Origin of the sequence: Marinovum algicola (genome assembly GCF_900109145.1) — a bacterium.
Classification (GTDB): domain Bacteria; phylum Pseudomonadota; class Alphaproteobacteria; order Rhodobacterales; family Rhodobacteraceae; genus Marinovum; species Marinovum algicola.
In genome coordinates this window covers 121,945-129,563 of sequence record NZ_FNYY01000015.1, presented here as the reverse complement: position 1 = coordinate 129,563, position 7,619 = coordinate 121,945, and the positions used below count along the sequence as shown (strand labels likewise).

Here is a 7,619-nt window from a genome sequence, read left to right as displayed (position 1 = left end):
AAATACGCGTCCATCGCGCCGGCCTGGCGTCGGGCATGGCAGGAGGTGATCCCGTTCTTTGCCTTCGATCCGGCGATCCGCAAGATCATATACACGGCGAACGCCATAGAAAGTCTGAACCGCGTGATCCGGAAATCCATCAAGACGCGAGGGTCCTTCCCGACGGATGAGGCCGCGACCAAGCTGATCTACTTGGCCATCCGCAACTTCGAGAGGGACGGACGAAACGTTCGGGAATGGTTTGCAGCCCGAAATCAGTTCGCCATAATGTTCGGCGAGCGCTTCGACGCTTGAGTATCTGAAACCGCATGGGCCGGCCCGGATACACAAAGTTCAGGACACTCCCATGCGACCGCGAATATCGCAATGACGGGTTGATAAGTCGTCTCGTCGTCATCCTTTACGTCCTGGCCGAAAAATTCCCTCAGCGCGTCATAGCCACCAATTCTTTCATTGCCGATAAAGGTCTGCGGAGTCGTTTCGACACCGTGTTCTTCCATGAAAGCATCCGTTTCCTCGCGGGTGTTCAGAGGCCGGTCCTCAATCGAATACCCCTCCCGCTCAAGCAGGTCCTTCGATTTTCAGCCCATAGGGACAAACATGCTCCTCCATCACCATTCGGTACAAAACCGCCGTCTTCGGGGTGGATTTTGCCTCTCTCGTCATGACGCGTTCCTTTAAATCCTTTAACCGTTGCAGGTCCAATACCCGGTAAATCCGACAGTCAGAGGCGTCTCTCCCGTCAATTCAAACAGCAGGGTGGCGTCTTCACCGTCCGCGTCACCCGGCGCCAGCGTGAATTGGCCACCATCGGCAGACAGGACGCCACCGGACGTCACTGTGTCTTGCGACGTGAAGTTGACCAGCGATCCGGATATCTTGGCGACGCCGTTCCCCGCCCCGTCCGTGACCAGAATGGGATCGGCGTTCACGGCGCGAATGAAACGGCATTGTCCGTCGGACCCCAGTGCGCGTGTTATTTCTTCGGCTTTGAGCGGTGCAGGACGGATTCCGGCAATCACCGGGGTTGCAATCGCTTCTTGAAGCCCCTCCATTTCAGCCGGACCGTCCGCTTCACCAAGTGGCCATTCAGGACCGGCTTCGCCATTTGCCTCAATGTCATCTATGAGGAAACGCATTTCGGAAATTTCGCGATTTTGCGCCGTCACGATTTCCGAAGCCAGAGCCTTGACCCGTGGATCTGTCAGCTCGGCCCGTTCGCTTGTCATGATCGCGATGGAGTGGTGCGGGATCATCGCGCTCATCCAGCTTTCGTCCTGAATGGTCTCCTGGCTTCTCACGAGCCAGAGCGCGCCGGCAAACATCACGACAGACCCGAGAAAGATCGCGGCGTTGACGCCCTTGTTCTTGTACATGTTCAACATGAAAAGGAGCATCACGGTCGCAATCGTCGCGCCCATGATGAACGTCATGTAAAATCGGGTTTCGCTCCAGTAGACATGTTCGAAGGAGTACGAGTTGATGTACATCAGGCCGAACATGATCGCTGTCGACGTGCCAACCATCGCCAGAAACCGGCCATAGGATGAACCTGAATGGCCCCCCGAATGTGCTGCATCTTCACTTGAACGGGCGTGGGACCCGCCGCTAGATTTCCCGGTCGTATCTTCAGACATTTGATCCCTCCACCTTGGCTTGAATTGCTGAAGAAACAACATTCCAGCGGGGGAGGGCTCCAACAAACTCCAACGCTACGGTGCGAAAATCCGAAGAATGTCGGCCCCAAGCATCATGCGCTACGGCTCTTTGGCCAGATCTTTCAGAATCGGACAATCCGGGCGGTGATCGCCATGGCAGGCGTCAACGAGGTGTGACAGCGTATCGTGCATCGACCTGAGCTGGGCAATCTTTTCGTCAATGGCCGCCAGGTGTTCTTGTGCGACCGCTTTTACTTGTGCGCTTTCCCGTGTCTCATCCTCATAGAGATCAAGCAGCGTGCGGCAGTCTTCTATCGAGAACCCCAAGGTCCGGGCGCGGCCCAGGAATGCGAGCTTGTGGATGTCGCTGTCGCGAAAGGCGCGATATCCGTTATCGCTGCGCAAAGGCCGGACAAGGCCGATGTCTTCGTAGTAGCGGATTGTCTTCGCTGGCAAACCCGCGCGTTCTGATACTTCTCCGATGTTCACACCTGTCTCCTATTCTGCGGGCTGCGTTGCGAATTTCGTCGCCGCGTCGTGGGGCGGATCCTGTTCCGACATCGTCGCCTTGATCCGTCGCAGCCGCAGCGCGTTGGTCAGAACCGACACGGAGGACAGCGCCATGGCCCCGGCGGCAAACACCGGCGACAGGAGCAATCCAAAGGCTGGATAAAGCGCGCCCGCCGCCACAGGGATCAGCGCGACGTTATAGCCAAAGGCCCAGATGAGGTTCTGCCGGATGTTGCGCATGGTCTTGCGCGACACGTCTATTGCATTCACCACGCCGCGCAGATCCCCCGACATCAGCACCACGTCGGCACTTTCAATAGCGACATCCGTGCCGGTTCCGATGGCGATGCCGACATCGGCATGGGCCAGTGCTGGCGCGTCGTTGATGCCGTCCCCGACAAAGGCGATCTTGCTGTTCCCTTGCCGCAATTCGTCCAGGGCGGCGACTTTTCCATCCGGTAATACCCCTGCAATGACGTGGTCGATCCCGACCTCGCGGGCTATGGCATCTGCCGTGGCCTTCTTGTCTCCGGTGATCATCGCGACCTTGATCCCTCGATCATGCAGAGCTGCGATCACTTCGGCGCTGGAGGATTTGACCGGGTCTGCCACGGCAATCACAGCCGCCAGGGTTCCATCCACCGCAGCATAAAGCGCGGTGCGTCCCTTTTCGGCCAACGCCCTTTCGCGGTCTTCCAGCGGGCTGGTGTCAATGCCCTGCTGCACCATGAAGCGATCCGCACCGACATGAACCTTGCGGCCCTGGACAAGCGCCTCGACACCGTAGCCGGTCACGGACCGGAATTCCGTCGCATCGGGCCAGGACAGGCCTTCGCTCTTTGCGGACTGCACGATGGCCTCTGCCACCGGGTGCTCAGACTGCGCCTCGACAGATGCGATGAGGGCGAGTATCTCTGCCCGGTCAAAGCCGTCGGCCGTGATGAGGTCTGTCAAACTGGGTTGCCCTTGGGTGACCGTCCCGGTCTTGTCGAGCGCAACGAGGCCGACGTCGTCCAGATGTTGCAGCGCATCTCCCTTGCGGAAGAACACCCCCATCTCGGCAGCGCGTCCTGTCCCCACCATGATCGAGGTGGGCGTGGCCAACCCCATGGCGCAGGGGCACGCAATGATCAGAACGGAGACACCCGCCACAAGCGCAAAGGTCAGAGCCGGATCGGGACCGACCAGCAGCCAGACAACCACAGTCGCAAGCGCCAGAACCAGAACGGCAGGCACGAACCACATGGTCACGCGATCCACTAGGCCTTGGATCGGCAGCTTGGCCCCCTGAGCATCTTCGACCATGCGGATAATCTGCGCCAGCGTGGTATCCGCCCCGACCCGCGTCGCCGTTATGGTCAGGCTCCCGGTGCCGTTCACCGTGCCGCCGGTCACCGGTTCGCCAGCAGCCTTTGGCACGGCGAGGGGTTCACCGGTGATCATGCTTTCATCGACGTTGCTTGATCCTTCTGTGACCTCGCCATCGACAGGCAGCCTTTCACCGGGACGCACGAGGATCTGATCGCCGATCCGAAGTTCCTTGATGTCAACCTCGGTCGCCTGCCCCTCGCGCAGGACCCTGGCTGTCTTTGCCTGCAGACCAAGAAGGGCCTGAATGGCTGCACCGGTCTTGCCCTTGGCCCGCGCTTCAAGCCAGCGACCCAACAAGATCAGAACGACAATAACCGCCGCTGCTTCGAAATAGACGGCGCGCACACCGTCAGGCAGCACCTGTGGCAGGAAGGTCGCGACTACGGAATAAGTCCACGCCGCCCCGGTTCCCAGCGCGACAAGGCTGTTCATATCCGGAGCACGCTTGATCAACGCCGGAATGCCCTTCGCAAAGAACCTCCAACCCGGTCCGAACAGAACCACCGTGGCAAGCGCGAATTGGATCAGCCACGACGTTTGAATGCCGATTGTGCTCTCAATCAGGCCCTCAAAGCCGGGTATGGTGTGTTTTCCCATTTCCAGAACGAACACCGGAACGGTCAGGATCGCGGCAAGTATGACACGACGCGCCAGAGCGTCGGCTTCCTCGGCCGACCGGTCGGCTTGCGCATCGCTTTGCTTGATCTCGGCCGGGTATCCTGCCTCCGTGCTGATCCGGGCAATCTCTTCCGGGGTAATGGTGTCTGAGAAATATTCGACCACAGCCGTTTCGGTTGCCAGATTGACCGCCACATTCAATACGCCGGGTGTCCGTACAAGCGCCTTTTCAACCCGACCGACACAGGACGCGCAGGACATGGCGTCTACGTTCAGCGTGACGCGCGCCGTGCTTGCCGGGTAGCCGGCCTGCGACAGTGCCGCAACCGCTGCGCCCGTCGTGGCTGCATCATCCGTCTGAAACTGTGCCGTTTCACTCACCAGATTGACACTGACGTTCGAAATGCCTGGAACCTCGCCGAGAGCCTTTTCAACCCTGCCCACACAGGACGCGCAGCTCATGCCGGAAACGGACAGACGTATCGTATTGGGTTCGGTCATGAGAGACTCCTCGGTTGAACTTACCCTGATATAGGGCTTCCAGTTGCTGGAAGCTCAAGAGAGTATCTCATTTATTTTTCTGATATTTGCTTGACCTTCCTCCCGATGGAACGACCAAGTCTGAGGTTGTACCAAAAATGGAGGCCTTCATGATTTTTTCCGTCCCGAAAATGAGCTGTGGACACTGCACATCCGCTATCGAAAGCGGCATCAAGGCAAAGGATCCATCAGCCGTTGTCACGGCCGATCTGGACCTTCGCCTTGTCACTGTCCAAAGCACATTGGAACAGGCGACCGTGCGGCAAGCCATCGCTGACGCTGGCTACGACGCTTCAGCCGCGTAGGATTGTCCTTATTCGGCGGCCCGTGCCTGATCGACAAGCTCGATCATCTGGTCCGCCTGGATCAGGCCCGGCGCAAGACTGTCGCCGATCACAAATGAAGGTGTGCCACTGAACCCCAGAGATTGCGCAAGCCGCATGGAAGTCTGTATGTGTTCTTCGATTTCCGGTCCGTTCATGTCGCGACGCAACTGTGCAACATCGAGGCCGATGTCTTCCGCAGTGCGGAGAATCGATGCTTCCTCTGCGCGTTCCTTCAGTTGCATCATGGCCCAATGAAACTCTTCATATTTGCCTTGGTTTCGGGACGCCAGCGCCGCGCGGGCGGCAAAAACCGACCCGTCCCCCAGAATGGGCCATTCCCGGTAAACCACCCTGACGTTGGGATCAGCGGCAAGCAATGCCTCCATTTCAGGTTTAACCCGGCGGCAATAGGGGCAGTTGTAGTCGAAGAATTCGACAACCGTGACATCGCCATCCGGATTGCCCAGAACGGGCGCATTGGGATCATTTTCAAGCGTGGCTTTTTCCGTATCGAGAATCTGCGCTGCGGCTTGCGCCTGCAACGCCTGTTGTTGCTGTTCGAACAACTGCGCGGCCTCGAACACGATGCCCGGATTCTCGCGGATGGCTTCCAGCACCAGTTCCTTGATCCGGTCTTCGTCCATGCCGTCTGCCATCGCAGCGATGGGAAGCATTAACAGTGCGGTGGTAGCCAAGAATCTTTTCATTATCCGTCTCCTTGTGAGGCAATATCCTGGGCCGTGCGTTCGGCTTGCGTGGCGCGTTCACGCTCCGGCCATGTTGACTTGATGTATGCGAGGATGTCCCAGATTTCCCCGTCGCTCATTTGGTCGCCGAAACCGGGCATGCCGCTGTTGAAGTCAACGCCTTGCGCCGCGAGAACCTCGGCGCCCCCCAGCTTGGTGTAGGCGAACAGCATGCTGTCCGCGTGGTGCCAGGTGTGGCCGCTTGCATCATGCGGCGGTGCGGGCAGGCTTCCGTCATCACGCGGGCTGCGCCAGTTTTCTTCACCTTCCAGATTTGCGCCATGGCACGCGGCGCAATTTTCGGCATAGAGGACTTCGCCCGCGGCCACATCCGCCGAGGAATTGATGAGGTTTTCCGCCGCGACGTCGGTTCCGCCGGACCGGGTCCACAGAAATATGGTAGCCACCGCAACGGTAACTACGCCCAACGCAAGATAGACGGACCGCGGGGTCATCCAACGACGATCTTGGTCATCATGCCCGAAGCCGCATGCGACAGCATATGGCAATGCAGCAGCCATTGGCCCGGGTTGTCCGCCACGAAGGCAATCTCGCGCGTTTGACCCCGTTGAAGAAGGGTCGTGTCACGCAGCGGTCCGAGGGTGCCGTTTTCGGCGACCTCGTGAAAGTGAATGCCATGCAGGTGCATCGCGTGCGGAAACGCCGTGTCGTTCACCATTTTCAATCGAACATTCTGGCCGCGTTCCAGCCGCGCAAGAGGATCACCGTTGATCCCGTCCACTTTGCCGTTGAACGACCAGAAGTACCCGGCCTCGACGATCTCGCCGATCGGCTTGAGTTCGCCCCCAAGGGAAGCGGACCTCATCCGCCCCATGGCACCGCCTTCCATACTCAGGCTGAGCATCGTGGCTTCACTCAAGTCGACCATCCTGTGGTCGTTCGGCGGCAAGGCCAAAGGCGCGTCTCGACGATTTTTCGAGCCCCACTCAACGACCTCGAATGTAACCTGGCTGAAGGCCTCTTCCCGGCCGAACTGAAGAATATGAGCCGTTTCACCAACATCCGCGACCACATCGACGATCAGGTCGATCCGTTGAGCCGGAGCGAGGATCATCGGCTCCGTCACCTTAATGGGTGCAGCCAGGGGCATGCCGTCCAAAGCAACCGCCCAACCGTCAAGGCCTTCCAGCCCCAGTTGGAAATTGCGCGCATTGGCAGCATTGATCAGCCGCAAGCGCAGTCTTTCGTTCTTGCGTGCACTCAGGCCCAGATTGAAGGTTCCATTGGTCGTCAGCAGGTTGCCGATGCGCCCTGCGTGGCTGAGATCATGAGGCGCTCCGAAGTCGTCTTTGATCTGCGCGGTTTCGGGGTCAATAAGCCAATCATCCAGGATCAGGACTTCCTCGCGATCAATGTCGAGAGGCTCGGCCTCTTCCACGATCAGTGCACCGTAAAGCCCTCTGCCCACCTGCTCAAACGACCTATTATGGGCATGGTACCAATAGGTCCCGGCATCCGGGACAGTAAAGTCATAGTCGAATGTTTCCTCCGGCTGGACCACATCCTGTGTCAGGCCGGAAACGCCATCCATCGCATTGTCGATGCGGATGCCGTGCCAATGCGTCGACGTTCCCTGAGAAAACCGGTTGACCAATCTGCGCTGGACACGCCCCCCCTGCGCCACGCGAATCTCCGGACCGGGTGAGCCGCCGTCAAAGCACCAAAGCGATGTCTTGCCATAGTTGCCGGGCAGCAGCTGCACGTCGCTTTGCTGGGCTGTCAGGGTCGCGAATGGCGTGCCCGCAAATCCAGTGCTGGCCGACAGACCACTGAACGCAGCAGATGTTGCCAGAAATTGGCGGCGATTGAGCGTGATCATTCGTGGGTTC

The 7,619-nt window shown here is 58.9% G+C and carries 8 protein-coding genes and 1 pseudogene; 2 read left to right on the top strand and 7 right to left on the bottom strand.

The annotated features are described in order from the left end of the window. The coding region (locus BMW90_RS18550; RefSeq protein ID WP_139211463.1) for a transposase at positions 1–294 on the top strand (294 nt) is incomplete at its 5' end. A gap of 53 nt (positions 295–347) precedes the next feature. Here the strand turns inward: BMW90_RS18550 and BMW90_RS18545 are convergent. The 4 genes and pseudogenes from BMW90_RS18545 to BMW90_RS18530 form a co-directional block, all read right to left on the bottom strand. Then, positions 348–618 (bottom strand): annotated as a pseudogene (locus tag BMW90_RS18545) (glutaredoxin domain-containing protein); the annotation flags it as partial. 68 nt (positions 619–686) lie between these two features. Beyond that, positions 687–1,637: a DUF305 domain-containing protein gene (locus tag BMW90_RS18540; RefSeq protein WP_009824490.1), complete on the bottom strand. Its 951-nt coding sequence runs from the start codon at positions 1,635–1,637 to the stop codon at positions 687–689. Positions 1,638–1,757: 120 nt separating this feature from the next. Further along, entirely contained in the window at positions 1,758–2,147 is a 390-nt protein-coding gene (cueR, locus tag BMW90_RS18535) for a Cu(I)-responsive transcriptional regulator (protein WP_009824489.1), read from the bottom strand. 9 nt (positions 2,148–2,156) lie between these two features. After that, positions 2,157–4,658: a heavy metal translocating P-type ATPase gene (locus tag BMW90_RS18530; protein WP_074837916.1), complete on the bottom strand. Its 2,502-nt coding sequence runs from the start codon at positions 4,656–4,658 to the stop codon at positions 2,157–2,159. Between the two features lie 149 nt (positions 4,659–4,807). Between BMW90_RS18530 and BMW90_RS18525 the strand changes: the two genes are divergently transcribed. Beyond that, positions 4,808–5,002 carry a heavy-metal-associated domain-containing protein gene (locus tag BMW90_RS18525; protein ID WP_043847225.1) on the top strand — a complete coding sequence of 65 codons (195 nt, stop codon included), beginning with the start codon at positions 4,808–4,810 and terminating at the stop codon, positions 5,000–5,002. Positions 5,003–5,010: 8 nt separating this feature from the next. On the opposite strand, the gene BMW90_RS18520 is transcribed toward BMW90_RS18525, so the two are convergent. From BMW90_RS18520 to BMW90_RS18510, 3 genes are read right to left on the bottom strand one after another with little or no spacing between them, the layout of a single operon-like run. After that, positions 5,011–5,730 carry a DsbA family protein gene (locus BMW90_RS18520; protein ID WP_074837914.1) on the bottom strand — a complete coding sequence of 240 codons (720 nt, stop codon included), beginning with the start codon at positions 5,728–5,730 and terminating at the stop codon, positions 5,011–5,013. Further along, positions 5,730–6,224 carry a c-type cytochrome gene (locus tag BMW90_RS18515; RefSeq protein ID WP_074837911.1) on the bottom strand — a complete coding sequence of 165 codons (495 nt, stop codon included), beginning with the start codon at positions 6,222–6,224 and terminating at the stop codon, positions 5,730–5,732. The genes BMW90_RS18520 and BMW90_RS18515 overlap by 1 nt, the downstream gene beginning before the upstream one ends. Next, a complete protein-coding gene (locus BMW90_RS18510; RefSeq protein WP_074837909.1) occupies positions 6,221–7,609 on the bottom strand; it encodes a multicopper oxidase family protein in 1,389 nt (462 codons plus the stop codon). Before BMW90_RS18510 ends, BMW90_RS18515 begins: the two co-directional genes overlap by 4 nt. Between the last annotated feature and the right edge of the window lie 10 nt (positions 7,610–7,619).

Excerpts from the sequence above, each read along its gene's own strand:
- BMW90_RS18515 (WP_074837911.1), bottom strand. The coding sequence starts at position 6,224 with ATGACCCCGCGGTCCGTCTATCTTGCGTTGGGCGTAGTTACCGTTGCG.
- BMW90_RS18510 (WP_074837909.1), bottom strand. The coding sequence starts at position 7,609 with ATGATCACGCTCAATCGCCGCCAATTTCTGGCAACATCTGCTGCGTTC.
- BMW90_RS18540 (WP_009824490.1), bottom strand. The coding sequence starts at position 1,637 with ATGTCTGAAGATACGACCGGGAAATCTAGCGGCGGGTCCCACGCCCGT.
- BMW90_RS18520 (WP_074837914.1), bottom strand. The coding sequence starts at position 5,730 with ATGAAAAGATTCTTGGCTACCACCGCACTGTTAATGCTTCCCATCGCT.
- BMW90_RS18530 (WP_074837916.1), bottom strand. The coding sequence starts at position 4,658 with ATGACCGAACCCAATACGATACGTCTGTCCGTTTCCGGCATGAGCTGC.
- BMW90_RS18525 (WP_043847225.1), top strand. The coding sequence starts at position 4,808 with ATGATTTTTTCCGTCCCGAAAATGAGCTGTGGACACTGCACATCCGCT.